Genomic DNA, 26,116 nt, shown 5'->3' on the forward strand with positions numbered 1-26,116 from the left:
AACGAAACCGGTTAGTGACAGTACCTAACCGGTTCATTTACTGATCATTTTTCCAATGAAACATCTGGATTCGGGACAAAAATGAGAATGATGCCACCGATCATAAATAAGACGATAAGGCTGAATACCCCCATGCTGGATTGTCCTGTAAGTTGTGCCGTTAATCCAACTAAAAGTGGTCCCATTATGGAAGCGAACTTACCAAAAATATTATAAAACCCGAAAAACTCATTCGCATTCTTTTTCGGAACGAGCTTTGCAAAGTAAGAGCGGCTCAACGCTTGAATACCACCTTGTGACGAGGCAACAAGCATTGCTAAAATCCAAAAGTCTAAAGTTGAATCCATAAAGTAAGCGTAAATACAGACAATCGTATATATGAAAATCCCCACATAAAGCATGTTCTTACCCGTATATCGGTCGGCTAATTTTCCATATAAAATAGCAAAAGGAGCGGCAACAACTTGTGTGACAAATAAGATAATTAATAAATTCGTAGCTGAAATGCCTAAATCCGTTCCGTAAGCAGTCGACATGGAAATGATTGTTCCAACTCCATCAATGTAAAAGAAGTAGGCCAAGAGGAAGAGAAATAGGGGACGGTATTTTTTAATTTCTTTCATTGTATTAAATAGTCGCTTGAAGCTCATTTGGATTGGTCGTTTCTCCCGTTCAATAAAATGAATTTGCGAAACGTTCTTTAATAAAGGTATCGTAAATAATAACCACCATAAAGCCGTGATGAGGAAAGCAATTTTACTTGCGACAGCGGTACTGATTGGAAGGACACCACTTTGAGACGAAAGGATGATGGCAATGCTAATGATAAATGGAATCGTGCTACCAATATAGCCAAATCCGAAACCGAATGCTGAAACACGATTCATTCGATCTTCCGTCGTAACATCTACTAAAAAAGCATCGTAAAACACGTTTGCCCCCGTTGAACCAATGGTAGCTACAGTATAACAAACGAGAAGCCATAACCACGCATCACTCGGAATAAATGCTAGCACGGCCGTCGCACTCACACCTACTCCAAAGAAGAAGGCAAAAAACTTCTTCTTTAACCCTTCATAATCGGCGATTGTACCTAAAATGGGGGCTATCATAGCGAGGATAAACGTTGCTATTGCGATTGTATAACCTAAGTAAGCGGTGGAATTAGCCCCCGATACACCACTACTTGTCGCAGCTGCTTTATAAAATAACGGAAATATTGCGGTCGTAATAATAATGGAGTAGGCGGAATTCGCCCAATCATAAAAAATCCAACTGCGCTCATCTTTTGAAAAACGCTTTTTCATTTTCATCCCCTCCAAACGGGTTTAATTTAAATTTAGCATTTCATTTATGACACGACCGTCCACACCATCAAACCGTAGACCAAGTATCCGAGCAAGTGTTGGCCCTTCGTCGATTAGCTCCATTTTCGGCACTTCAACCCTGTCTCGAATCCCGTTTCCTTTTGCGATAAAAACAGTCCCGTATTGAGGTTTTTCAGGAGAGTATCCGTGACTAGCAAGTGTAAAACGTTTCTGTTCAACATCTTTTTTTGTAATGGTTTCTAGTAACTCTCCAGTAAGATATTCAGTGAAATAAAACCCTCTTTTTGCCTCTAACATTAAAAAGCAATGATTGTCCGCTCCTAAAGCATCTGCTTCCTTACCTGTATAGACTTGCTCGATTCCGTAGTTCTCATCTTTTGCTAAATTTGAACATAAGCCAAACACAGCTTTCTTCGTTTCAAGGTCTCGTTCATCTTTGATGTAAATGTATGCCGACCCATCACAACTTTTACAATACGCTTTCCAATTGATAACGCGCCCTTTTTCATTCACTTCGATAAATTTCTGTTTTTTCAATAACACATTAAGATTTATCGCTCGTGAATGATCTAATTGACTATGATCACCTAAAAGCACAATAGTGGAATGTTCGTATATTCCTGCCTCTTTTAACGCTTCTACGATTCGCCCGAGACGTTGATTGTGACGAGAGAGGGCGTCGTGTGCCTGTCTGGATGAAAACCCATGATAATGTCTCATTGAATCCAAATCAACGAAGTGCACAAGGAGAAGGTTCGGTTTTTTCTTCGTAATAGTATAGACAGTAGATTCTAAAACAAAATCATCAAGTGCATGCTGCTGCAATCCGTTTCGTAGACGACCAAATTTCGCATTACAAATGATTTGAAAGAGGGGAGACCCATTACGTAAAGACACAGGAATTTGATGATGCCATGGGCGATTGGCAAATATTTCGGGCATATTATAATCGATATTAGCTTGAGCTGTTACAGGCCATAATAAAGCTGCAGTCGTTAATCCTGCTTTTTTTGCTTCGTCATAGAGAGTGGTACTTTGTATGTGCTTTCGATGCCAATACCAATCTGGGGATGTTGCTCCAGGTTGAAGGAACGTATTATTAATTACTCCATGGCGGTTTGGATAGTTCCCAGTCACAATTGTTGTATGGCAAGGATACGTTAAGGAAGGGTAAATTGATTTTACATTACGGCAATAGCTCCCATTATCTATAAAATCCCGAAAATGAGGTAAATCCTGCAATATCGGAAAATCTGTTGAGGCGAGACAATCAAAGGAAATGACAATTAGATGATCGGTTAGTCGCTTCATACATACCTCCAAACGATCAGAAATTCTTACTCCTACTCTCATCATATACTAGAAAGAAAAAGAAAAGTAGGAAATTTATATGATATGATAGATAAAAATCGTATGGAGGATATCAATGAAAGTATTAAGGTATATTTTAATGCTACTTCCTGTTCCGTTTTTGTTTCACTTTTATGAATATAATCAGCATTTAGCAAAGAAAGAGCCTGTCCTTTTATTCCCTTTCTTTCTCTTTCTCATTATGATTGTCGGATACCAATTACGGAAGGTTCGGTTCACGTTGTTCATCGTAATTAACTTAACAGTGACCATCTTTTCTTTAGTGCTCGGATTCATTTTACTCAAGGATGATGGCACATGGTTTAAACCTTATGGAAGAGATATAGCCATTGTATTTACTTCGTTAATTTATATGATTGGTCTGTTATTCGTAAGATGGATGTACAAGACGTCTTCCTCGAAGAAAAGAGCGGGAGATATCTCAACATAACGATTCGGTTTATAGAAATACATGAAAATACGTAGCATAGCGATTTGACCTATAATGGAAAGGATGATCAAATTGTCAATAGGGTGGAATTTTAAGAACAGTTATATACAACTACCTCCCAAAATGTATACCTTGTTAAACCCTACACCTGTTGAAGCGCCAAAAGCTGTTATCATAAACGAATGTTTAGCTCAAGAACTCGGTTTATCAAATAATGAACTTCAATCGAGCGGAGGAATCGAGATACTAGCAGGAAATGAAGTTCCAGAAGGAGCTGAGCCGCTCGCTCAAGCATATGCTGGACATCAATTTGGACACTTCAATCGACTCGGCGACGGAAGAGCCATTTTGTTAGGAGAGCATATGACACCAAATGGGGAACGGTTCGATATTCAGTTAAAAGGTTCCGGTCGAACACCGTATTCCCGTGGTGGAGATGGCCGAGCTGCTCTCGGACCGATGCTAAGGGAATATTTGATTAGTGAAGCCATGTTCGGATTACGTATTCCGACAACTCGGAGTTTAGCGGTTGTCGAAACGGGTGAGACCATTATTCGTGATCGTTTATTACCTGGGGCCATTTTAACACGGGTAGCCCAAAGTCATTTGCGAGTAGGAACTTTTCAATTCATAGCTCAATTTGGAACTTATGATGAAGCAAAAGTATTGGCAGACTATGCAATTAATCGACATTACCCGGAGGTCCTTTTAGATGACCAACCGTATTTAGCATTTTTCAAGGAAGTCATAAAAAAGCAGGCATCATTAATTGCCAAATGGCAACTAGTTGGTTTCGTACACGGAGTTATGAATACCGATAATATGACCATTAGTGGTGAAACGATTGATTACGGACCTTGTGCATTCATGGATACGTACCATTTAGCAACCGTTTTTAGCTCAATTGATTATCAAGGGCGGTATGAATACGGAAACCAACCGTATATGGCAAGTTGGAATTTAGCTCGACTTGCGGAAAGCATTCTCCCGCTACTAAATGAAGATGAAGAGCAAGCCTTAAAACTTGCAAAAGAGGCATTATCAACATTTGCAACTCTTTATCAACATAATTGGCGGGAAGGGATGAAAGGGAAGCTTGGACTCGTTGGAGATGAGGATGGCGATGAAGAACTTGTGAAAGAACTGTTAGACTTGATGCAGGAGGGGAAAGCAGACTACACAAATACGTTCCGGTCTCTAACACTCGATCTCTTTGATGAAATGAAGCTTTTCCAAACCAATTCCTTTAAAGATTGGTACCATAAATGGCAGGAGCGGCTAAAAATTCAGCAAGAATCTAATGATGTGATCAAGGAACGTATGAGAAAACACAATCCAGCAATCATTCCTCGGAATTATCTCGTAGAAGAAGCATTACAAGCAGCAGAAATGAATAAGGACTTATCGAAAATAAATGAATTGCTCAATGTGTTCAAAAACCCATATGCTTATACAAAAGATCAAGAAAAGTATGCTAAACTTCCACCGGTTACGGATGAACCGTATCAAACCTTTTGTGGAACATAATAAGCTCAGAGAAGTTCCTCTGAGCTTTTCTTATGCATGCCTAACATTTGAAAACCGAAAACGACAATGGGATAAATGATGATACTTGCAATCATGATTAAACCTGATACAGGATTCGGTCGATCACCTTCATAAGTCATTGGGAAGAGCGTCGCAATTAAATACATTAAGCTAAGAAAATACGGAAACCATAATAGGACAGGAAGAAAAGCCTGTCTTTTAGTTTTCACCCAAATTGCCGTTAGTTTATAGGTCCATAACAAACCAAAAAGGGTTGATATAATAATCAAAACAGAACTAATCATAATGGTAGTCGATATACTAACTTTTGCTATCCGACTGAAGCGGTATATGTTTAAAAGTAGTTCAATTGGAATCAGAATGATTACACCGTAAATAAAGCTTATGAGCTGTCTATTCATCCAAGCTTTCATCATTTTCACTCACCTCTCAGTCTCACTTCCATCCAAAGGTGTAACGATTTTTCCTCCACAATGCCGATTTTTCCTATTCGTGATTTTCATAAAATGATTGTAAAGAAAGGAGGGATGGCGATGTTTCCGATTCATGAAGACTATTATTTGCAAGAATACAAACAACGAATTCAGGATATTAACAAAAATGGATGGAAATATGCACAAACTAAAAAAGGTTATCCTTTATATTGTAAAGTTCCTTTATTTAAAAACTCACGATCATGCCAGTATGTAACGGAATAAAGTATTAAATAACCTCCTATTCTCATAGACTTTTTCCTAAATGTTCACCTAATAGAATTCCACTTGCTGCGGCTTGGGAGAGAGAATGGGTCTCACCAGAGCAATCACCAATTAAGTAAAAGCCTTTTACTTTTGTCTCAAAATGCTTATTGGTTTCTACTTTCGGTTCATAAAATTTAGCATCTAACGCATAGAGCAACGTATCGTCCAATAGCTTTTCACCTATTAGCCCTTCAAGAGCTCCTGCCATGTCTAAAAACGCACGAACATAAAGTTCTGGCATTTCACGCTGTACACTTCCAGCTTCAATTGATGATAGGGAGGGGGAGATGCTATTGGACGCAAGTTTCTTTTCCGTCGTTACTTGATTCTTTCGTAAGTCTCCTAGTCTTTGAACTACGATGCGTCCTTCATCTTTATTAATCGATTGAATGACGGATTGGGCAAATGTTTGGGCCTCTAAAAAACTAGGAAAATAACGAGGAACAAACAACGTAAAATTTATGTTTTCCGTCGGATACCCAACTTCACGGTAATTTTGACCATCTGCTAGCACAAAACCATGTTGATACTTTCGAATAATGCGCCCACCAGGATTCATACAGTAAGTCGTTGCAACGTAATCATCACTCTTGCAGCGTAGCTTAGTCTCGAAGGTTTGTTTTAGAAGAGGGTCCATTTGTTTTAAACTCATTTCAACTCTTAAGCCGAGATCAAGTCTCGTAATCGTAGGACTAATCCCTAATGCATCACACTGTCCTTGAAGCCATTTTGTCCCGCTCATACCTGTTGCCACAACGACTTTCTTTGACCGAAAAGTTCCTTGATCAGTATCAACCGTAAATCCATCATCACCTTTAGAAATCGTAGAAACCATCGTTTCAAAAGTAAATTCTACTCGATTTAAATGCATATACATGGATTGTAAAATGTCGGTGGCAAGTTTCGTTCCTAAATGTCTCACCTGTGTGGAGAGAACTTGTAATCCATGTAATTTCGCAGCATGTTCAAGCTCCGTATTTTTCGTACTATACGATGCAACTTGAGCGGCGCCAAATTGACATAATATATGGTCCACCTCAAGCATCAACTGTAAAGCCGTATCGTTTCCAACCTTTTCTCCTAAACGGCCTCCAAAATCATTCGTATAATTAAACTTTCCTTCCGATTTCCCTAATCCTCCAAACCCGAAATACTTTGTACAAGCATGACAATCACAGGTTTTACCTTGATCGAGCGGGCAAACTCGCTCATGAAGCTTCTTTCCTTTATCGATCATTAATATCCTAGTATCCGGACGTACTTCTAATAGTTTGTAAGCGAGAAAAACCCCACTAACACCAGCACCGATAATCGTCACATCAAACATTGAACTTTCTCCTTTAATCGATTTTCCTTGCATTTATTGTATCAAATAATAGGGAGGGAGCGGGGGAGATTGACCAAAGAAAAGCAGCTAAAGGTAAAGATTTCTCGAGGATGGAACGTTTGTTCTACACTCGAAAAAATAGCATATCTTGTGCTGATTTTGTAGCAATGGAAAAACATATTTCGGAAAATGGTATATAAAACTGATCAAATTAGATGCATAGTTGGAAACAATCATGCAATAGAGGAATATAAGTGCCAATTAAATTAGATTGGTTGCTTATAAAATGCTGAGAAAAGCTAAAATAAAAGATAATTCATCACCTCAAGAAAATAAAATGTACTTATAGAAAGCGATAATTAAATTTCTATTAACGGGATTTCAGATAACCATTTGAAAACTACAAAAACAAAATATAGTATGATAGAAGATGAGCTTAATGTTAGTAAATTCTTTAATGAAAGGTCCGAAAGCATGAGACTACCAAATTTTCAATACAATCCTAACCCATTACAGAACACCAGGTTATTTTGGATGACAGCAAGAAAGATGGTTAAGTCATTGTGGTGATTTTTGCGCAATCGTTCAATTTGTTGGATGGGAAGAAGTAAAGCACTTGGAAGATGAGTTAATGGAGGATATTGATAAGATCTGTCTAGAGTATCATCTTTCTAAAGAAGAGTTCAAAAAACAACTTATAAATAACGGACACTTACAGGGATACCTTTTTAGATGTATTCACTGTAACAAACATCGTTTACACGTCGATTCAATGTAGATATCACTGCAGGAAAAGCTCAAGAGAATCAGATTCTCAGCATGACGAGTGACACGAGAATTAAGACAAGTAACAGCAATAATACACGTTCCATAAATCGCATTTGTATTAGTTTTTGAGTCACTCGTCATTGGAAGGGTACAATGATTAAGATTTATTGTTTTTTCATTTTTCTAGTTTACATAATATAAATTATAGGAAGTTAAATATCGATAGATCTTTCCTGTCTCAATCTCAAAGTATACTTATGTGAATGAGACAGGAAAGAAATTAATAAAAGATTATTTTGTTCGTTATTTATTGATTAATGGTTTATAGATTGTTTTTAGATCCGTGATGTCTTTTTGCAAATATCATTCATTATGTATTGTTACATGGTCACTAACTATTCTATTTACTGAGCTGAAATCATCATTCTCGCTTTTTTTCAGACTTTTTCATTAAGTTTACATAATAACATTACCGTTTACTAATTCCTCCGCTTCTTCATTTATTTCATCATAACTATATTTTGAACATATACACATAGTAAGATTACTCATCATAGATTACCTAAATACTTTACATATGTCCCTCGTTTCATACGATTAATAGCTTGCTCCGACATATTTCGTACTTTGTTAGATATTTCCGTAGCTCGTACAACTCTTCCTTCATACCAAACCTTTGGGTCGATTAGTCTAGGCTTTACAACCGCTTTAAAATCGTAAGGCTCTCCTTGACTTACCGTTTGAAAATTCGTCTCGTAACACATTGAAAGATGCTTTATCACCTCTTGATCATTAGATGCCTTTAGCTTCTTTAAAAGTTCAAAATCATTGAATAAAAAGTCATTCATATTTAAAATTTCCCGCTCCATTGCAATTTTTAATGTATATGCAAGTTGTTGGTTAGCATATACGTTTGCAGGATGCAGAAAAAACTCAACCACTTCACGATAATATAGTTCAGTAAACCACTCTGCCCATTCAATAGACGAAATCACGATCTCGTGATGATGCATGGATAAATGGTTTAAGAACGAACGAATCTCTTCAATCGAAATATTTTGATACCAATGCATATCACGAAGTGTGTAATCAATCCGATCCGCACATAAATGTGGGAGCTCTTGCTCGAGGATAGACCAATTATTCGTGTCTAAAATGGTTTTAACAGAAAATCCGTATTTATAAAGGATGTCTGGAATTTCAGAAGAAAGTATTAGTTCATTCGTAATCGTATCGTGATAATTTTCTTCTTCATTATGTAAGACATAGTCAATGACATGTGAAAACGCTGTATGTCCCACATCATGTAATAACCCCGCTATTTGCTCTTCCAGACTCCCTCCCATTTTTCGAATCAGCAGCATAACTCCCATTGAATGCTCAAATCTTGTCACATTCCATGTTGAATTAATCAGAAAACAAGCCCCCGCTTGATGCACCTTTTTTAACCGCTGAACAGGTTTTGTGTCAATTAGCTCCTTTAGAACAGGCTCTAGTTTAAATTGACCATATAAGTTTTCATAAACAAGCATGTTATCTCTTTTCCTCTTCCTCTTATTTTTCTTCTATTCTATCAAAGATTACGTTCTGATGATTTTCTTTTACGTATTAAATCCATTATCACCCAGATCAATCCCCCTATTATGAGTAAGAGGAAAAAATGATTTTTCATATATTGAATGACAAAGCCAATTAGAGGTATTGAGCACACGAGTTTTCCTTTAACTTCTTTCTCACTTATTTCGTGAAAGTCAGTAAATTCGTTTGCGTCTCCTTTCATTTTGAAAATATAATTACCGCTTTCTGTACGTATATGTTCAATACGATGCAGGATTGTATCTCCTTCGTGTTCATACATCACCACATCTTTAACGATAAGTGTATCGACTTCAACTGGACGTATGATTGCTATTGAACCTGGTTTGATTGCAGGGTCCATACTAGGTGATTGAACGATAAAGCTAGACCATCCAATAAGGAACGGGCCGAAAATGATAAGTAATAGTCCCGCTAAAACAAGATAGCATAATCTTTTTACATTCCGTGTCACTCTCTCCCCCCTCAATAAATAATGATTTCTACTGGTATGGAATAGGTCAACCCATTCGAGGAATCGTTAACTGAAAGGCTTCCTGTATAACGACCAATCGGAGTTAAGATTGTTGTGAGTAAAGTAGCGTCGATCTGTCTAGTTTCTCCACTGTTTAGTAATACAGAGCTTGGAAATTGTACAATGTTTCGGATGTCTCCTAGCAAAGGAGATGATTCCGGATTTAATGATAAGGTAATTGTGCGGGAAGTTGTCGTTTTATTTTCTAAACGAATAACATCTTCAATCGATGATATTTCTATTAGAGATCGATCTATATCTCCAAAATCGATTGTTGATACTTGTCGATTAACACCTGTTACTATGGAGGCTTGAGAATCTTCCCTTTGCGTAGCGTCTCCACCGATTAAATTTATGAAAAAAAAGAGATGAACATCCGTCCCTATTAAGTTATCTCTAATTGTGGAAGATGAGCCAATAATCGCAACAACTGGAGAGGAAATAAACCATATGAACATGAATATAAGTACAATGTTGTATCCTTTCATAAAACACCCTCAATTATTGGTTAACACGTTCACTTCCTGTGACTTGAGTAGCATTAAACGTAAAATTTATGGTTTCACTTAATGATTGAAAAGAATTGTCAGCAGATGTTGGGAATGTAATTTTAAACTGGAGATTATGTGACTGTCCGGCAGATAAGGATAAATTTGACGTCGTTAAATCTTTTAAGGGACCATTATAATGAACGGTTAGCGTATCGGTGTCTTGAATCTCTAACTGAAGACCGTTAATGGTATCAGTCCAGAGCAACGTATTTCCAGGAGAACTCGAATTAACGATTTGATACGTAAAATCAACATCTCCGCTATTTTGAACAGTTGCCGCTCTCGTTGCCGTATCGCCCGGTACAAAGTTCGCTACATTAAATAAAAGCGTTGGATTAGCAGGAGTCGTTGTGATTTCAAGCGTTGCCGCCGAAATAATATTCCCATCGTTTGAATCTGAATCAGTAAAGCTCGCATATATCGGCATGATTAAAGGTGAAAGTAACACCATGAACAAACAGATGATAAGGACAAACCGTTCTTTCATATACAACCATACGGTTTGATTCAATGGACATCATCCTTCACATAGTAAGATATTACCATTTTATGTTATGTAAGTTAGGATGAAACCTTTTTTACATATTTTTACCATAAAGAAATTAAAAAAACTGTCCCTTCATCATGAAAGGACAGTCTTAGAATTAGGATTGATTCATTTCTTTGTAAAACTTAACAAAGAAGTTTAGTGATTCTGGATTTGCAAGCGATCCCATATTGACGGCTTTTTCTACTGGTGTACCCATAAGCATTTTTTTAATTGGAACCTCTAACTTTTTGCCATTTAACGTTCTCGGTAAGTCATCAACTTGAATGACTTCGTTTGGTACATGACGCGGGGAACAGCTTTCACGAATGACTTTCTTTATTTGACTTACGATATAATCCTGAAGCGCTTCTCCATCTTTCAAAACGACAAATATAGGCATATAGGACTGGTCTTCTGAAATTGGAATATCAACCACTAAACTATCCTGAATTTGCGAAATCGATTCTAATGCATTGTATATTTCGCTAGTTCCCATCCGAATTCCGCCTCGATTAATCGTTGCATCCGATCGTCCGTATATAATACAGCTTCCTTGTTGTGTAATTTTAATAAAATCTCCATGACGCCAAATTCCTGGATACGTATCAAAATAACTATCAGTATACCGTTCATTGCTCGGGTCATTCCAAAAATAAATAGGCATTGAAGGCATCGGCTTTGTAATAACTAGCTCACCAATATCATCGATTAAAGATTCTCCTTGATCATTGTATGCATAAACAGCCGCTCCCAATGCTCGAGCCTGTAATTCACCAGCATGTACAGGTAAATAAGGAGCACCTCCAACAAATGCGGTACACAAGTCCGTTCCTCCACTAGTTGAGAACAACCAAACATCTTCCTTCACTTCTTCATAGACCCATTCAAATCCACTTGGAGGGAGAGGAGAGCCTGTTGAGCCAATCGCTTTTAAATGCGATAAGTCGAATTGCTCTTTCGGTTTTACCCCTGCCTTCATACATGCGGTTAAAAAGCTTGCGCTCGTACCGAATACTGTCATTTTTGTTTCTTCAGCAAACTTCCAAAGCGTTTCATTGTTTGGATAACCGGGGTTCCCATCAAATAATAGGATAGTCGATCCAGTTAACAAGCCACTTACAACAACATTCCACATCATCCAGCCAGTTGTTGTGTACCAGAAAAAGCGGTCTTCACGTTTCAAGTCAATCTGAAGTCCGGCTAGTTTTAAATGTTCAAGTAAAATTCCACCTTGACTTTGCACAATCGCCTTCGGTTTCCCTGTCGTTCCTGAAGAGTACAGAATCCATAAAGGATGATCAAAAGGGACTGGTTCAAAGGATAAAGTAGATTGAACATCCATTGTATGGATTTCTTCCCAGTTTACCGCATCCTCTAACATAGAGAGGTCTGGCGATTGTTTCAAATATGGAATAATCACCGTTTTCTCAAGGGTTGGCAGCTCTTCTTGAATTTTTTGTACTTCAGTTAGTCTAGAGAAGTCTTTTCCGCCATAGCGATAGCCATCAACGGCGAAAAGCACTTTGGGCTCAATTTGTTTAAAACGGTCAATGACGCTCATCATGCCGAATTCAGGAGAGCAACTAGACCAAATAGCACCGATGCTAGCACATGCTAAAAATGCCGCAACCGTTTCCGGTATGTTCGATGCATAAGCGACTACTCGATCTCCTTTTTGCACGCCAATTGATTTCAAGTAATGAGCAATAGCCGCGGTTTGCTTCTCTAAACTTGACCACGAAACTTCACCGCGGGTTTTTAATTCAGATTCATAAATAATCGCTGGTTGATCGCTTCGAGCATTTCGAAATACATGCTCTGTGTAATTTAATGTAGCACCAGTAAACCATTTTGCACCTGGCATTTTCTCTTCTACTAGCACATCAGTATACGGCGTATGTGACTGAACATGATAAAAATGCCATAAAGCGGACCAAAACCCTTCAATATCTGTCACTGACCACTTCCATATTTCATCATATGTTTCAAAATGTTGGCCTCGCTGTTCACGAACCCAATTCATGAATTCTTTTAAGTTATACCCCTTTTGTAAAGACTCAGATGGTTCCCATAACCGCTTCCTTTCTAGCTTTTCTGTACTCATATCCATTCCCCCAAACAGATGTTTCGTTAAGACGAAAATTGTCTTATTATGTACATTTACCTAATACGATTTCAAAGAGGTCATTTCCTTCTATTTTTTTAAAAAGATAAAATTTTCTTATAAATTGGCCCCTTCCATAACTTCAGATATATAAAAACCTTACCTATTTTAGTGGGTAAGGTTACGTGAACTTTTTGATCACTTTCTCTTTATAAAAGGCTGAAGCTGGCTGATTGAATAGCTTTCGCTTTTTGAAGATGTTTTCAAGCTCAATCTGCTTTTGAGAAAGTTTTTTCATGTACTGAGAGCGTTCTTTTTCATCTACACAATGTTTTAACAAATCTTCAATCGTTAAAAGTTCTTTTTTTATTTCCGCTTCATTCGACATCATATCCGCATTTTTTAATAATCGATACGCCATTCGTAACTCTTGTGGTACATGGGAGAGTTCGTCTTTTGGAAGAGCTTTTCCCATCCCGGGAAGATGCTCAAAATCTCCTTCTTCGTATGCCCGTTTAATTTTATCTTCGGCCACAATGGAGAACACATCCATTTCAACTTCCCCCTCTCTTTAAAGTTAATATACAATACCGCTAGTATATGTTATTTGACCCATATCATCATAAAGAACCACTTCATAAGGAGTTTTCAAATCTTGAAAAGCAATGATTCCTTTTTCATCCTGCAAGAATGTGGACCAATATTCTTCCCCATCAACCTTCACAGTAATACGATTTGTTTGTTGACGAATGGTTTCATCTAAAAATGTAATGTATAAAAAGGGATGGTCCCCGTTAACTCTCCCAAAATCAATTGGAGCCTGCTCTGGCATGGCAAAGGTCGAAACATATGTAAACCCTTCACTTTCTTCTGCCTTTGAAACTAAATAGTAACCACCCTTAATTAAAATGATGGTTGATTGATTATTTTGCGTATTCGCAAAAGTTACAGGCTTCAAATGAAGTTCTGACATAAATGATTCTATTTCATCTTCAGAAAGTGATCGGTAGCTGAGCTCACTATGCTGATATCCGTTTTCCTTAACTATTAACCAACCACTACATATGATTACGGCTAAGATCATGATTGTTCTTGCTTTCATTTTCTTTTATCCTTTGTACGTTAATTATACTATGTCTTTTGCTTCTATGATAAATGCTGCAAAAGGTTCCCCATCAACCCATACTTCCAATTTCCATAGCCGGACTTATCAAATCCCCATTTTCCACCGCTTTCAATTCCCGAAACGGTCGATTCATATAATAGGACACTTTTCTCATCTGATTCATGAGTTGCAATCAATTTATAATGGGTACCTTCAAACTGGGGAGATAAAAAATATAGCTTGTAATGCCTACCTTGATTGACAAGAAAAGGGTGCTCGTCTGCTGTTCCGTTTACCTTTTGAATGCCAAACGCTCCTTCCTCACCGTATAAAAGTAAGTCTTCATAAGTAAATGCAGGTGTAACTTCCCATTCCAATGATTCCTCACTACTACAAGCCGATAAGGTTAACATAAGAATAATAGCAAGAAACCATTTTTTTCAACCACCTCATTTTTTACAATGTTCCCTTTTTATGTCCTCCAATAAAGAAATCATCTTCTCATTTTGACCGATTATCGTTTCGTTTTGTTTTCGTATTTTTGTAAAGTCAAATAAATAGATTATCAATATCACAATAATGAATATTTCCATTCTTTCCACTCTCACCTTTCGTAAACTATAATGAATTTTTTTGCGAGCCGTTTTCTCCGATATATGAAAAGAACATCGATTACTAGATGTACTAACAGAAAAATCGCTAGTAAATATATAACCCCTACAAACACGAAGAGATACTTAACAAATAATCCCAATTCTATTATTTCACAAAATGGACGATTCCACTAGTAAATTCTCAAAGGTGATTAGAATGAAAGACATTAAGGGTATAATACCAACTTTAAGACAGAATTCTTTTAATATTCATAGTATAATAGGTCTAATAAACAAAAGGAGGTTTGCTTATGATACAGAATGACCAAACGATTGAATCATTTCTTGACGAACAATTTGATCAAATGGTTGAATGGCGGAGACATTTTCATCAATATCCGGAACTTTCGTTTCAAGAAGAGAAAACCCCTGCTAAAATTGCAGAAATCTTAACTAGTTACGGCATTGATGTGAAAACAGGAGTTGGTGGCAGAGGAGTTGTCGGATACATAAAAGGAAAGAAACCAGGAAAAACGGTTGCTTTGCGGGCTGATTTCGATGCGCTTGCAATCCAAGACGAGAAAGAGGTTGATTATAAATCAAAGATTCCTGGTGTCATGCATGCATGCGGTCATGATGCGCATACCGCTACTTTATTAGGGGTTGCAGCTTACCTCTCTGAACGGAAAGAAGAGCTACAAGGAAATGTCGTCTTAATCTTTCAGTTTGCTGAGGAAATTACGCCTGGTGGGGCAAAACCGATGATTGAAGACGGATGTTTAGAAGGGGTAGATGTTATCTTCGGAACCCACCTGTGGGCAACAATGCCTGTGGGGGAAATCGGGTATAGAAGCGGAGCGTTAATGGCTGCTGCTGACCGTTTTACGATTACGATTCATGGAAAAGGTGGCCATGGCGCTTCCCCCCACGAAACAATTGATTCGATAGCAGTCGGGACTTCGCTCGTCCAACAACTTCAGCAAATTGTTAGCCGAAGATTGAACCCTCTTCACCCAGCAGTGTTAACGGTTGCCACTTTTCATGCTGGCAACGCTTTTAATGTTATAGCTGACTCAGCAACCATTACCGGAACTGTTCGTACATTTCAACCGGAGGTACAAGAGAAAATTATCGAAGAAATAGAGAAGATTACGAAATCCGTTTGTGAAGGAGCAAATGCTACGTATTCATTGAAGTATGAAAAAGGGTATCCAGCGCTTGTCAATCACCCTGAAGAAACCGCGCATTTAGTCAAGAGTGCTAAAAAATGGGTGGAAGAAAACAACATTCACGAAATGGAACCCGTTATGGGCGGTGAAGATTTCGCCTACTACTTACAAAACGTACCAGGAACATTCTTCTTTACAGGTGCAGGAAATGAAGAGGTCGGTGCATCTTATCCACATCACCATCCGAAGTTTAATATCGATGAACGCGCAATGATTATAGCGGCTAAAATTTTAATAACAGCAACTATTGACTATTTACAGCATGCATAGTTAAGATTTGTCATCTTTTTTGGTCGAAATCGTCACCTTCATTTGGTTCGTCTCACCTTTTTCTTGAATAGATTGACTTCTCAACAAATCTCGAATCTCTTGTAAGATTTCGAGATTTGTTGTTTTTTTCACTTCATACGATTGTTTCTCCCCTTTTAAGCGATTAATCATTTTAATCATCATAAAAATGCTAAAAGATATAAACAAAAAATCAACGAGCGTTTGCAAAAACTTCCCGTAACGAATCACTTCTTCTCCAATGGCGATATGTAAGCTTTCAAAGTTCACGCCGCCGATCACTACACCAATTACTGGCATCATCAAATCTGAGACAAGTGACTCCACAATTTTTCCGAACGCCGCTCCCATCATCACTGCAATCGCCAAGTCAAAAATATTCCCACGTGCTATAAATTGTTTGAATTCCTTAATCATCTAATCCCCCCATCCCTTATCAACATATGGTTTGTCCGAAAAATATATGTTGAGTGAATTCACAGACATGATGAGGATGGATCGAATAAAAAAACTCAGAGAGCCCTCCCTGAGTTTCTTTTGTATTACTATTTTATAAGTCCATCTTTCAAGAGCTGATTACGTTGGTCGACTAACGTTTCGTATAATGAACGATATGTAATACTGAGTTCCTGCCTACTTTTATCATTTTTCACTTGTAGCGGGTAAGACACATTTTTCACTACATACTTTCGTGTTAAGCCAATCATCGGAGCTAGCAACCAAATCAATGGTTTAGGGACAATTCGTTTCGGTAAGGCATACTGGTTTGGAAAAGCTTCGTCCAGTGTTTTAGCCATCGTTAGAAAAGTTGTTACACCACTAGATAGTATGTAACGACCTGTAGCCTCTTCTTTAAAAGCAGCCTTCATATGAGCTTCCGCTACATCACGGACATCGACATATCCCATTTCTAAATCAGGAACACCCGTTTTGTATTTACCTGTCAGAATATCGATTAAAGTGGATATGCTTGTTGAATCATTTCGCTTTGTTAAGGAAGGTCCTAGTAGAAATGTTGGATTAATCGTTACTAAATCCCATTTTTCTTGTTCATTAGCGATCTTCCATGCCTCTTTTTCAGCAATCGTTTTGGAGTAACTGTACGGTTGATGATGCTCGGAACTCGTTTCATTCCAAAAGGTTTCGTCAAGAGGAGCTTTACCTTTTAGATCTATGTTGTCTCCGTACATCGCAACGACGCTACTCGTAAGAACAACCCTCTTGACCGTGCCAGCTTTATTTACAGCCCCTAAGACATTTCGGGTCCCATCAAGTGCTGGCTTTACAAGGTCTTCATAAGCATTTGAAATGTTGCTGATAAAAAATGGGGATGCCGTGTGAAAAACATATTCGCAACCTTTGACGGCCTCATCAAAACTGCCTTCCTTTAAAAGGTCTGCCTCGTAAATAGAAAGTTCTCCAGGTGATTGCTGAGCAAGGTTTGTTAAATGCGCATATTTTTCTACTTGCTGTTTATTGCGAACGGTAATGCGGACTTGATGACCATCATCTAATAGATTTTTGACAATCCAAGAAGCTAAGTAACCAGTCCCCCCTGTTACGAGAACTGTTTTTTGATCCATTCGTGCTGTCTCCTTTCGTGTATCACGCAAAACTATGATTTTTAACGTTTAAACATTTAAACAAAGTGTATAATGAATCAAAAGAATTTGTCAAAGAAAAAGAACTGACGACACTTTTTGCACCGTCAGTTCTTAGCTTCTTTACAACATTTTAGCCATTATGTATTCATCAACACAACTTCCGTCAACAATTAGCGAGCATCTTTTAGTTCCTTCAATGACAAAACCCATTTTTTCATACAATCCAATTGCCCGGTAATTATGGGTCATTACCGTTAATTCTAACCGCTTCAACCCATTCTTTCTTGCCCATGCTTCAAGCGTTTGAAATAGCTTCGTTCCAATCCCCTTTCCAGAAAAAGATTGGCACACGCCAGCAACAATATGAGCCTTATGCTGATTTCGATTTTGTTTGCCTCCAATCGCAGTAACAAACCCGACTAATTGACGGTCGATTTCACAAACGAAAATGACCGATCGTTGACTTTGTTGTACGGTTAAAATCATTTGCCTTTGTTCCTCTACTGTCATTGTGCGCTCATTTGGTTCATAAAGCATAAAGCTTGTTTCAATATCCAGCTGCCTGTTTAGCTCGAGAAAGGCTTCAGCATCTGAACTAGTAATCTCTCGAATAAGCAATACTATCCCTCCTTTTAACAATTTTTTTATCGTGGATCGGCTTTCTATTTATGATTGTTTGAAGGCTTGCTTCTTCACCCATTCATCTAAACCTTCTTTAAATACATAAACACTTCCGCTGATTTTTATGTGAGGAATATCCGGATATTCTTCTAAGAAAGACTTCGAGTCGGTCTTTTTAATTCCAAGGTAAACATGTAGATCCTTTTCTGGAATCAAAAGTTCTTCTCTTTCTTCTCCAAATGAAGAAAACAAGCTATACCCCGGGTTTTGAAAATTATTTAGCCCTTCACCGATGAAATAACCTGCTGCGGCAATACCAATTCCAATCCAAACTAATCCCATATTATGCACTTCCTTTCTAGCATGAATCTACGTTTTTAGCCGTTTAAAAGTTTCATATATTTTACCAATAAACGAATGGATTTTATCGATGAAAGTTTCACTAGTGTAGAAAATCTTGCATAAATCAACCAAATACTGATATAACCCATTAATGCGGAGTTCAGCCCGATATCGGAAAAAAGAGAAAAATTACTACGAAAACCATTAGTAAGGCTAACTTCAATAGCTAAGCCTACATGAAAGTGTATTAACTTACAGACAAGAACGTTATCATTAACGTAAACCCGAGAAACTGATAAAATTCTTATTTCGGAGCTTCTCCTAACTATAACCATATTATTGCAATAAGAATGAGCCAACTAAAACGACTAAATAGAAAAATAAATCAATAATAGTAGTTTACCCCCCATTCCATGTTAATGACGAACCGTTTATCAAACTGTTTCAAGAAAAAGCCATTCCCCGTCATTCATGAAAGGGTTACCGAAATCGAATATTGATAATGTTTTCACGTAAGAAAGCATGGAATTTCTTTTCGTTACTTTACTGAAACAAATACACGAAAATTTTTTATTTTGTTTTATCTATTTTCCAAGTTTTAAATTGATAAATTAATACATAGAAAAGAAGGAACGTAACAAAAACACATAATACCGATAACAAAAACTTCTCCATGTACCATTCGATCCCACAGCACCTTATATTATAGAAATAGGGTAGCGGGGGATCGATTTTTGACCACTCGAGCTCCACAAATGGAACTGGAAATCCAATCATCATCGGAAAGCTTTCCTCAAGTTCATCGTATGAATGAATTCGTTTACCGTCGAAAAATGCACTAGAAAACACGAATAAAAAGGAAAGTAAAAATAGAATCATACTATTTCTCACATGTTTACTAATTTGATCCATAAAACATCACTAACCTCCTTGCCATAACGAAGATGTCTTTTAGTAGGATTGGATTCTTTACTTTTTAACATTTTATTAGAGTCAATTTTCAACCCTTTTGCATTGCATACTCAACTTATCAAACAAGATACAGAATGGTTCTATCAATATTGCGAAATGACTTTTAAATCCATTTAATATGGGAATTCTTTGTTTTGGTTCCTTGAAAAGGCTTGGGTAGTATTCTCGGAGGGGATGCACTCCACCTTTTAATAATAAATAATGGACCGAAGCGTATAATAAATTCGGAATTGGCTGTCCTTTAGCCGCATAGCAACATAACCTTAGTAAATCATCATCCTTTGATATGTTTAGTGACAAAGATTCATATAGAGGACTAGAATCTTTACATTCAGTTACCGCAAATCGGCGAAAAATCTCGGATATCCAACTCACATGCACATCATTTCCTCCTTTTAAAAAATGGCAAAAAAGTAGTCATCATGGCCTCTTGCGATTTCTATTTGATCTTCCTCACTCACCCAAAAAAAGCGAAAGATTAAGCCTTCTTCTTCACCTCCACCTTGAGGTTGAAAAAACCATTCAGATTCTACCTTTTCTAATGAAATCAATTCGTAAAAGTAGCGTTCGTGAATCTCATTATTATCGCTTTTCCAGAGATCCTTTCCGATGAGTCTCTTTAATTCAAATTGTGTGAGCCCCGTTTCTTCTTCCATTTCACGAGTAACCGCTTGAGCGGGTTCTTCATCATGCTCCACTGTCCCTTTTGGAATTTGCACACCTGCTAAAGGATGTTCAAAAACTAGCACTTTTTTTATGCCATCTATCTCATTCGTTATGTAACCATATGCTTTTTTTATTACAACCATACAGGTATCTCTCCTTATTCCTAGCCTTTATAAAAGTCTAAACAGGATGTGACTTCACTTTATAGTCAGTTATAAGATGAACTTATTGCCATATGAGAAACTAATGATGTCGTTTTTCGCAACCTTTATCATGGCTCCTTTTTTAAAACAATAACGTTCTTTCTGACATGAAGGGAGATTCTTTAATAACATTCCATTTTCCTAATTCCTAATCTAATATCCTCTTTTTCATGAGCAATTAACAGAATTTCGACAAAATCCTCCCATTTCCTTCTAGCATCTCACTTCTTTCTACTCTCATTTTTCGGTATAATTTAGAAAAAATGATGAGGAGGATAAAATGGTCGGACTGGTTTCAGTTGTTATGATATTTTCCATCCCATTAGTTGCCATCTTAACGGACCATTTCCAAAAGCAAACGAAGATTCAAAAAGAGATGTTAAAAGACCAACTAGAGTTGGAGCGCCTTAAAAATGAGAACTATTTACTGGAGACAGAAAAATTGAGGCTAGAACTCGATCAAATGCGCTTTAAAGATTCAAAGGAAAAATTGACTACATAATTGCAAAAAAGGACAAGACGTTTTTTTCTTGTCCTTTTTACCGTTCCATCATCTCACCAATAAACAATACGAAACATAGATAGAAAATCATGGTGAATGTAATCACAATCGTGAAAACACTTCTAGTCATGGATTTCCAATTGGTTGCCTCTTTAAAACTAAACATCCCCATAAAAAAAATAATAATTGTTAAGTATAGAACGACTTCAAGGTGATGTAGGCCTGTTAAATTTGACAGAACATTATTTTGCGGGACGAGAAATACTAGAAAAGGACAACCGATAGCCAGTATCAGTGAAAACATATTCATAGATGTTCCGCTTTGTTTTCTTTCTCCATTCTTCATCATTTTAATCGTCTTTTCCTTGACTTTGATACCCCCAATATCCGTAAGCAATCATCCCTAAAGCTCCTAATATTAATACAATCCAAGTAATCAATTTATCTCCCCCTTTTTATTAAAAAAAGCTTCGGGAACGGTTTTTCACCCCGCCATTACCAATTATATACAAATTTATCTTACCATATTTTCTGGCTATGTTCCTATTCGGACACACAATTTCATGCTACAATCATAACGGAAAATTCAGCTTTGGAGGAAGGATACATGAAGCGAATAGCGATATTTTGCGGCTCGAAAAACGGTGCATCTGAAGTGTATGTAAACGGAGCAATTGCGCTAGGAAAAGAATTAGCAAATCGAAATATAACTCTCGTGTACGGAGGAGCAAAAGTCGGATTAATGGGTGCGATTGCCGACTCGGTCATTCAAGCAGGAGGCAACGTAATTGGTGTCATGCCTACTTTCTTAGTCGAAAAAGAAATTGCTCACCCTCATTTATCAGAACTGATCATCGTCGAAACCATGCATGAACGTAAAGCAAAAATGGCAGAACTTGCTGATGGGTTTATCGCTTTACCTGGTGGCCCTGGAACACTCGAAGAATTTTTTGAAATCTTTACCTTAGCTCAGCTAGGCAAGCATCATAAGCCATGCGGACTTTTTAATATGAACCATTACTATGACCCACTTATTCACTTTTTCAGCCATATGGAAAAAGAACAATTTTTACACGAACAATATAGAGGGCTGGCGATTATAGAAGAAGACCCCTCCAAATTGCTTAATCGGTTTGAACAATATGAATCACATCTTTTATCAAAACAGACAAACTGAGTAGTCAAATCTACTCAGTCTGTCATATTCACTTTTCAAAAAAAGTAAAGTCCACAATATTGCTCATGCGTTAGCACATACGTCCAATGAACATCCTTTTCGTTTTGATAAAAACTGTCTGTCCATTAGAAATCAGCTGCCTGAATTTCTGAGACGTTTTCAAAGAAGAAAGCTTCATTAGAACAAAAAATACTACACATTCACTTTTATCTTGCTGATTGAATGCTTACCGAGCCCTGTCTCGTTCAAAGCATATAACCTTTTCATAACTAAAGATATGCCATAAAAATTGATCCAAATTTACAGCTTCTTTTTCCTCTTGAGATAGCGTTCCAGCGAAATGGCGCTCCTATTTATAGCGGACTTCCCCAACTATAGATTTCTCTTACCTTTACACTCTTTTTCTTTAAACGTGTTATAAATTACATACTATTTCCTGATAAACGGAGGTTCTTCCAGCATTTTAATCTTCTTTTTTACGGTTAAGATATTCCGTTCTATATTTCTTTGAACATCTTCATCAGAATCCTACCAATCCATTTTTTCACTTTACTGTCAAGACTACTTTTCCAAGAAAATTCTTCAATAGCCCTAATATACACATAATGTCTGTGTCAAAAATCAGTTTCTTTCAAGTCATAGTTCGTTAATGAAAACTGAAGTTCCGCTAACAATTCACCGATTTTCTTCATGAGAAACGATTGTTTTTGATTTTGAAAGCTTAAAAATAAAGGTTCTACCGGTTTAGCGTTCATCCATTCTTCAATTATGACAAATCCTTCATCAACCATCGCTTCATATAAAACTTTTGGTACCCTTACACCTTTTGACTAAAGAAGCTTCAAGCTTTTTATCTCTCGATGAAAGAATATTCCTGCTTATGAATTTTAACTGCCACCTGTTTGCGATTCATCTGCGCTCTAAATACGGATACTTCAGGTCATGTGACAACATACTGAAGTGAATGTATTTCTTCAAAAAGTAATTTTAAATTTATCGTTTCCTCCTCATACGTACTTTGGAGACATAATTATATTATTTGGAAAAAACTTTATTTACGATAGAACAATTTTACATTTTTATCCACAATTTTTAATATTTTTAAAAATCCTTTTGACACTCTTTTGGGAACATGCTAAGATGTCTATTAAATTCAAAAAATTTACTTTAAAACTCTTATTACGAGCGGTGGAGGGACTGGCCCTGTGAAGCCCGGCAACCATTCAGTCTTTCGATTGAAAAGGTGCTAAATCCTGCAAAGCAAGCGCTTTGACAAATAAGAGAGGACTTTCAAGCGCCCCTCTCTTTTATAAGAGAGGTTTTTTTATAAGACTGATAACCAACATTACGTACAAAATCAGAAAACAAAATAGAAATGCAACAGGTGCTTTGTGTGAATTCTGTACAAAGTTTAAAAGGGAAGCTCGGTGAAATTCCGACACGGTCCCGCCACTGTGATGGGGAGCGACTTATCAAAAGCCACTGTTTCTTTAGGAGATGGGAAGGGATAAGAAGCATTGATCCTAAGTCAGGAGACCTGCCTGCTGTATGCACTTATGCTCTACGCGGATATAGAGAGGAGTGAGGAAAATATGTTGAGAAACGTTAATCTCAACTCTAGTTAGTGATGCCTTTTAACTCCTTCCCTACGTGGGGAGGAGTTTTTTGTTGAGATAAAATACAAAAAGGAGATGTGACGAATGAATGTTCTTAGTTCAAATGTAGGTTATCCAAGAATTGGAGAAAATCGCGAATGGAAAGCGTTTCTTGAAAGTTATTGGCGAGGGGAGCTTGATCAAGAAACGTTTTTATCTAAAATGGACGAACTTCATCTACAACATGTGAAAAAACAAAAAGACGCAGGCATCGATCTAGTACCTATTGGTGATTTTACCTTTTATGACCACGTCCTAGATACCGCTTTTATGTTCGGCCTAGTGCCAAAGCGGTTTCATTCATCTCATGAACAACAGACGCTCGATACGTATTTTCAAATGGCACGTGGTTCAAAAGACGCAGTAGCATGTGAAATGACGAAGTGGTTTAACACAAATTATCACTATATTGTACCTGAATTGAATGATGTAATCCCGACTTTAGTAGAAAACCGCCCTCTTCGGTTATATAAGCAGGTGCAAAATCACTTACAAATAGATGGGAAACCCGTCTTATTAGGACCGATTTCATTTGTTAAATTATCAAAAGGATATGAATATAGAGATTTCAATTCAATTGTTAAGCAATTTGTTCCGTTATATGCTCAAATTTTATCCGAATTAGAAGCAGCCGGCGTTCAATGGGTTCAATTGGATGAACCGGTTTTAGTGACCGATATAACGGAAGATGAAATAGCTCTATTTCATGATGTATACGAGGAATTTCATCAAAGTGCACCGAATTTAAACCTTCTACTCCAAACGTATTTTGAACGAGTAGAGCACTATCAATCCGTCGTATCCCTACCTGTTCAAGCGATTGGGTTAGATTTTGTTAACGACCAAGGGGAAAATTTAAAAGCTATTCAAAAATACGGTTTTCCTCCAGAAAAGATTCTAGCAGCTGGTGTTATTGATGGTCGAAATATTTGGCGAATGGACTTAGAGCAAACCGTGAACTTACTTGATGAATTAACCTCTCATATATCAAACGAAAACCTGATCGTTCAACCATCATGTAGCTTACTTCATGTCCCTGTTACAGTAAAGAGTGAGACTTTTATGAACGATTCATTAAAAGAAGCTTTATCTTTTGCAGATGAAAAATTACAGGAACTTGTTCTGCTAACGAAAGGGATACAATTTGGAAAAGAGGTCATTAAAAAAGAAATCTCTAAAAATAAGAAAATCCTAAAATTGTTTAATGAATCTTCTGCTCGTCAAAATACGAACGTGAGTCAAGAAATGGCCTACATCGAATCCATTTCAGTTGAACGGAAAGCACCTTTTCGTGAGCGGCAAAATGTTCAACAACAAACTTTCCAACTGCCTCTTTTTCCAACTACGACAATCGGTAGCTTCCCGCAAACAAGCGATGTCAGATTGCAACGGGCAAAGTGGCGAAAAGGTGAAATCTCACAAGAAGATTATAGTCAATTTATTAAAAACAAAATTAACGACTGGATCAAAATTCAAGAAGAAATTGGTTTAGATGTTTTCGTACATGGGGAATTTGAGCGCACAGATATGGTTGAGTTCTTCGGAGAAAAACTTGGTGGCTTTGAAGTGACAAAAGCAGGTTGGGTACAATCTTACGGATCTCGTTGTGTAAAACCGCCTATCATTTATGGTGACGTTTATTTCCAAACACCGATGACGGTGAAAGAAACCACCTATGCTCAATCCTTAACCAATAAACCAGTCAAAGGAATGCTCACTGGACCTATTACGATTTTAAATTGGTCTTTCGTACGCCATGATCTCCCACGACATTCTGTAGCAAATCAAATTGCACTAGCCCTTCAAAAGGAAGTGAAAACGTTAGAACAAAATGGAATACGTATGATACAAGTAGACGAACCTGCCTTACGTGAAGGATTACCTTTAAAAAAAGAAGATTGGGAATCGTATCTAAACGCAGCCGTCTATGCATTCAAAATAGCCACTACTTCAGTTGAAAATGACACGCAAATTCATACCCATATGTGCTATTCAAATTTCGAGGATATCATCGAAGCTATTCAAAACCTCGATGCCGATGTCATATCGATTGAATCGTCTCGAAGTCATGGAGAACTCATCACCTCGTTTGAGCAATGTACGTATGAAAATGAAATTGGCTTAGGTGTTTACGATATTCATAGTCCACGAGTCCCTAAAATCAATGAGATGACTCAAAGTATTGAACGGGCGGTTCATGTCCTTCCAAAAGAGCTCATTTGGGTTAATCCAGATTGCGGATTAAAAACTAGAGGGATTGACGAAACGATTGAAGCACTAAAAGTAATGGTAAAAGCAGCTAAAAAGATGCGCAGTCGATTCGTCGTCCATAATGAGCAATAAAAGAAAAAGA

28 protein-coding genes, 2 pseudogenes and 2 riboswitches are annotated in these 26,116 nt (G+C 37.4%); of the genes and pseudogenes, 8 read left to right on the plus strand and 22 right to left on the minus strand.

Going from position 1 to position 26,116, the window contains the following annotated elements; translation table 11 throughout:
* Positions 1-44: 44 nt before the first annotated feature.
* Both ML543_RS13190 and ML543_RS13195 read right to left on the minus strand, forming a co-directional pair.
* On the minus strand, positions 45-1,307 hold the full coding sequence (locus ML543_RS13190; RefSeq protein WP_243387914.1) for an MFS transporter: 1,263 nt from the start codon (positions 1,305-1,307) through the stop codon (positions 45-47).
* Between the two features lie 21 nt (positions 1,308-1,328).
* Positions 1,329-2,639: an alkaline phosphatase family protein gene (locus ML543_RS13195; RefSeq protein WP_243387915.1), complete on the minus strand. Its 1,311-nt coding sequence runs from the start codon at positions 2,637-2,639 to the stop codon at positions 1,329-1,331.
* A gap of 115 nt (positions 2,640-2,754) precedes the next feature.
* On the opposite strand from ML543_RS13195, the gene ML543_RS13200 reads away from it, so the two are divergent.
* Positions 2,755-3,129 (plus strand): hypothetical protein, encoded by a 375-nt coding sequence (locus tag ML543_RS13200; protein WP_243387916.1) that lies wholly within the window; start codon positions 2,755-2,757, stop codon positions 3,127-3,129.
* Between the two features lie 63 nt (positions 3,130-3,192).
* Positions 3,193-4,656 carry a protein adenylyltransferase SelO gene (locus ML543_RS13205; RefSeq protein ID WP_243387917.1) on the plus strand — a complete coding sequence of 488 codons (1,464 nt, stop codon included), beginning with the start codon at positions 3,193-3,195 and terminating at the stop codon, positions 4,654-4,656.
* A 5-nt stretch (positions 4,657-4,661) separates the two neighbouring features.
* Here ML543_RS13205 and ML543_RS13210 read toward each other — a convergent pair whose 3' ends face one another.
* On the minus strand, positions 4,662-5,093 hold the full coding sequence (locus ML543_RS13210) for a hypothetical protein (RefSeq protein ID WP_243387918.1): 432 nt from the start codon (positions 5,091-5,093) through the stop codon (positions 4,662-4,664).
* A 117-nt stretch (positions 5,094-5,210) separates the two neighbouring features.
* Here ML543_RS13210 and ML543_RS13215 point away from each other — a divergent pair, with 117 nt between their 5' ends.
* The gene (locus ML543_RS13215) at positions 5,211-5,375 is read left to right on the plus strand and encodes a hypothetical protein (protein ID WP_243387919.1); all 165 of its coding nucleotides are present in this window, start codon (positions 5,211-5,213) and stop codon (positions 5,373-5,375) included.
* Positions 5,376-5,397: 22 nt separating this feature from the next.
* On the opposite strand, the gene ML543_RS13220 is transcribed toward ML543_RS13215, so the two are convergent.
* Positions 5,398-6,744, minus strand: coding sequence for an NAD(P)/FAD-dependent oxidoreductase (locus ML543_RS13220; protein WP_243387920.1), 1,347 nt, complete (start codon positions 6,742-6,744; stop codon positions 5,398-5,400).
* Between the two features lie 550 nt (positions 6,745-7,294).
* Here ML543_RS13220 and ML543_RS13225 point away from each other — a divergent pair.
* Positions 7,295-7,522 (plus strand): annotated as a pseudogene (locus ML543_RS13225) (CbrC family protein); the annotation flags it as partial.
* A gap of 541 nt (positions 7,523-8,063) precedes the next feature.
* On the opposite strand, the gene ML543_RS13230 reads toward ML543_RS13225, so the two are convergent.
* The 8 genes from ML543_RS13230 to ML543_RS13265 all read right to left on the minus strand — a co-directional run bounded on the left by ML543_RS13230 (position 8,064) and on the right by ML543_RS13265 (position 14,288).
* Positions 8,064-9,044, minus strand: a complete 981-nt coding sequence (locus ML543_RS13230; RefSeq protein WP_243387921.1) for an HD domain-containing protein — start codon at positions 9,042-9,044, stop codon at positions 8,064-8,066.
* A 41-nt stretch (positions 9,045-9,085) separates the two neighbouring features.
* On the minus strand, positions 9,086-9,562 hold the full coding sequence (locus ML543_RS13235; RefSeq protein WP_243387922.1) for a signal peptidase I: 477 nt from the start codon (positions 9,560-9,562) through the stop codon (positions 9,086-9,088).
* 11 nt (positions 9,563-9,573) lie between these two features.
* Positions 9,574-10,110 carry a hypothetical protein gene (locus ML543_RS13240; RefSeq protein ID WP_243387923.1) on the minus strand — a complete coding sequence of 179 codons (537 nt, stop codon included), beginning with the start codon at positions 10,108-10,110 and terminating at the stop codon, positions 9,574-9,576.
* 13 nt (positions 10,111-10,123) lie between these two features.
* Complete coding sequence (locus ML543_RS13245; protein ID WP_243387924.1) at positions 10,124-10,684, minus strand: CalY family protein; 561 nt, start codon at positions 10,682-10,684, stop codon at positions 10,124-10,126.
* A 133-nt stretch (positions 10,685-10,817) separates the two neighbouring features.
* A complete protein-coding gene (locus ML543_RS13250; RefSeq protein ID WP_243387925.1) occupies positions 10,818-12,806 on the minus strand; it encodes an acetoacetate--CoA ligase in 1,989 nt (662 codons plus the stop codon).
* A gap of 181 nt (positions 12,807-12,987) precedes the next feature.
* Positions 12,988-13,359, minus strand: a complete 372-nt coding sequence (locus ML543_RS13255) for a DnaJ family domain-containing protein (RefSeq protein ID WP_243387926.1) — start codon at positions 13,357-13,359, stop codon at positions 12,988-12,990.
* Positions 13,360-13,383: 24 nt separating this feature from the next.
* Entirely contained in the window at positions 13,384-13,908 is a 525-nt protein-coding gene (locus ML543_RS13260; protein ID WP_243387927.1) for a hypothetical protein, read from the minus strand.
* 44 nt (positions 13,909-13,952) lie between these two features.
* Entirely contained in the window at positions 13,953-14,288 is a 336-nt protein-coding gene (locus ML543_RS13265; RefSeq protein ID WP_243387928.1) for a hypothetical protein, read from the minus strand.
* Between the two features lie 527 nt (positions 14,289-14,815).
* Between ML543_RS13265 and ML543_RS13270 the strand changes: the two genes are divergently transcribed.
* Positions 14,816-16,003, plus strand: coding sequence for a M20 family metallopeptidase (locus ML543_RS13270; protein ID WP_243387929.1), 1,188 nt, complete (start codon positions 14,816-14,818; stop codon positions 16,001-16,003).
* On the opposite strand, the gene mscL is transcribed toward ML543_RS13270, so the two are convergent.
* From mscL to ML543_RS13305, 7 genes are all read right to left on the minus strand, one after another.
* On the minus strand, positions 16,004-16,438 hold the full coding sequence (mscL, locus tag ML543_RS13275) for a large conductance mechanosensitive channel protein MscL (protein ID WP_243387930.1): 435 nt from the start codon (positions 16,436-16,438) through the stop codon (positions 16,004-16,006).
* 128 nt (positions 16,439-16,566) lie between these two features.
* A complete protein-coding gene (locus ML543_RS13280; RefSeq protein WP_243387931.1) occupies positions 16,567-17,604 on the minus strand; it encodes an SDR family oxidoreductase in 1,038 nt (345 codons plus the stop codon).
* A 141-nt stretch (positions 17,605-17,745) separates the two neighbouring features.
* Positions 17,746-18,243, minus strand: coding sequence for a GNAT family N-acetyltransferase (locus ML543_RS13285; protein ID WP_279326673.1), 498 nt, complete (start codon positions 18,241-18,243; stop codon positions 17,746-17,748).
* Between the two features lie 48 nt (positions 18,244-18,291).
* Positions 18,292-18,588 carry a DNA-binding protein gene (locus tag ML543_RS13290; protein ID WP_243387932.1) on the minus strand — a complete coding sequence of 99 codons (297 nt, stop codon included), beginning with the start codon at positions 18,586-18,588 and terminating at the stop codon, positions 18,292-18,294.
* A gap of 570 nt (positions 18,589-19,158) precedes the next feature.
* Positions 19,159-19,500 (minus strand): hypothetical protein, encoded by a 342-nt coding sequence (locus ML543_RS13295; protein ID WP_243387933.1) that lies wholly within the window; start codon positions 19,498-19,500, stop codon positions 19,159-19,161.
* Between the two features lie 81 nt (positions 19,501-19,581).
* On the minus strand, positions 19,582-19,941 hold the full coding sequence (locus tag ML543_RS13300) for a DUF2332 family protein (RefSeq protein WP_341482365.1): 360 nt from the start codon (positions 19,939-19,941) through the stop codon (positions 19,582-19,584).
* Between the two features lie 14 nt (positions 19,942-19,955).
* Positions 19,956-20,369, minus strand: a complete 414-nt coding sequence (locus ML543_RS13305; RefSeq protein WP_243387934.1) for an NUDIX hydrolase — start codon at positions 20,367-20,369, stop codon at positions 19,956-19,958.
* Positions 20,370-20,709: 340 nt separating this feature from the next.
* Here ML543_RS13305 and ML543_RS13310 point away from each other — a divergent pair, with 340 nt between their 5' ends.
* Positions 20,710-20,931: a hypothetical protein gene (locus ML543_RS13310; protein ID WP_243387935.1), complete on the plus strand. Its 222-nt coding sequence runs from the start codon at positions 20,710-20,712 to the stop codon at positions 20,929-20,931.
* A gap of 37 nt (positions 20,932-20,968) precedes the next feature.
* Here the strand turns inward: ML543_RS13310 and ML543_RS13315 are convergent, their stop codons facing one another.
* Complete coding sequence (locus ML543_RS13315) at positions 20,969-21,280, minus strand: hypothetical protein (RefSeq protein ID WP_243387936.1); 312 nt, start codon at positions 21,278-21,280, stop codon at positions 20,969-20,971.
* A 258-nt stretch (positions 21,281-21,538) separates the two neighbouring features.
* Between ML543_RS13315 and ML543_RS13320 the strand changes: the two genes are divergently transcribed.
* Positions 21,539-22,108, plus strand: coding sequence for an LOG family protein (locus ML543_RS13320; RefSeq protein ID WP_243387937.1), 570 nt, complete (start codon positions 21,539-21,541; stop codon positions 22,106-22,108).
* A gap of 226 nt (positions 22,109-22,334) precedes the next feature.
* On the opposite strand, the pseudogene ML543_RS17200 reads toward ML543_RS13320, so the two are convergent.
* Together ML543_RS17200 and ML543_RS13325 are read right to left on the minus strand one after the other, a co-directional pair.
* Positions 22,335-22,445: pseudogene (locus ML543_RS17200) on the minus strand (DUF4275 family protein); the annotation flags it as partial.
* Between the two features lie 277 nt (positions 22,446-22,722).
* The gene (locus tag ML543_RS13325; RefSeq protein WP_243387938.1) at positions 22,723-22,899 is read right to left on the minus strand and encodes a hypothetical protein; all 177 of its coding nucleotides are present in this window, start codon (positions 22,897-22,899) and stop codon (positions 22,723-22,725) included.
* A 382-nt stretch (positions 22,900-23,281) separates the two neighbouring features.
* A riboswitch (SAM riboswitch) is annotated at positions 23,282-23,391 on the plus strand.
* Positions 23,392-23,473: 82 nt separating this feature from the next.
* Positions 23,474-23,667, plus strand: a riboswitch (cobalamin riboswitch).
* A gap of 141 nt (positions 23,668-23,808) precedes the next feature.
* Between ML543_RS13325 and metE the strand changes: the two genes are divergently transcribed.
* Positions 23,809-26,106 (plus strand): 5-methyltetrahydropteroyltriglutamate--homocysteine S-methyltransferase, encoded by a 2,298-nt coding sequence (gene metE, locus ML543_RS13330; RefSeq protein ID WP_243387939.1) that lies wholly within the window; start codon positions 23,809-23,811, stop codon positions 26,104-26,106.
* Positions 26,107-26,116: the final 10 nt, after the last annotated feature.

This window comes from Bacillus kexueae (assembly GCF_022809095.1).
Lineage (GTDB): Bacteria > Bacillota > Bacilli > Bacillales > Aeribacillaceae > Bacillus_BZ > Bacillus_BZ kexueae.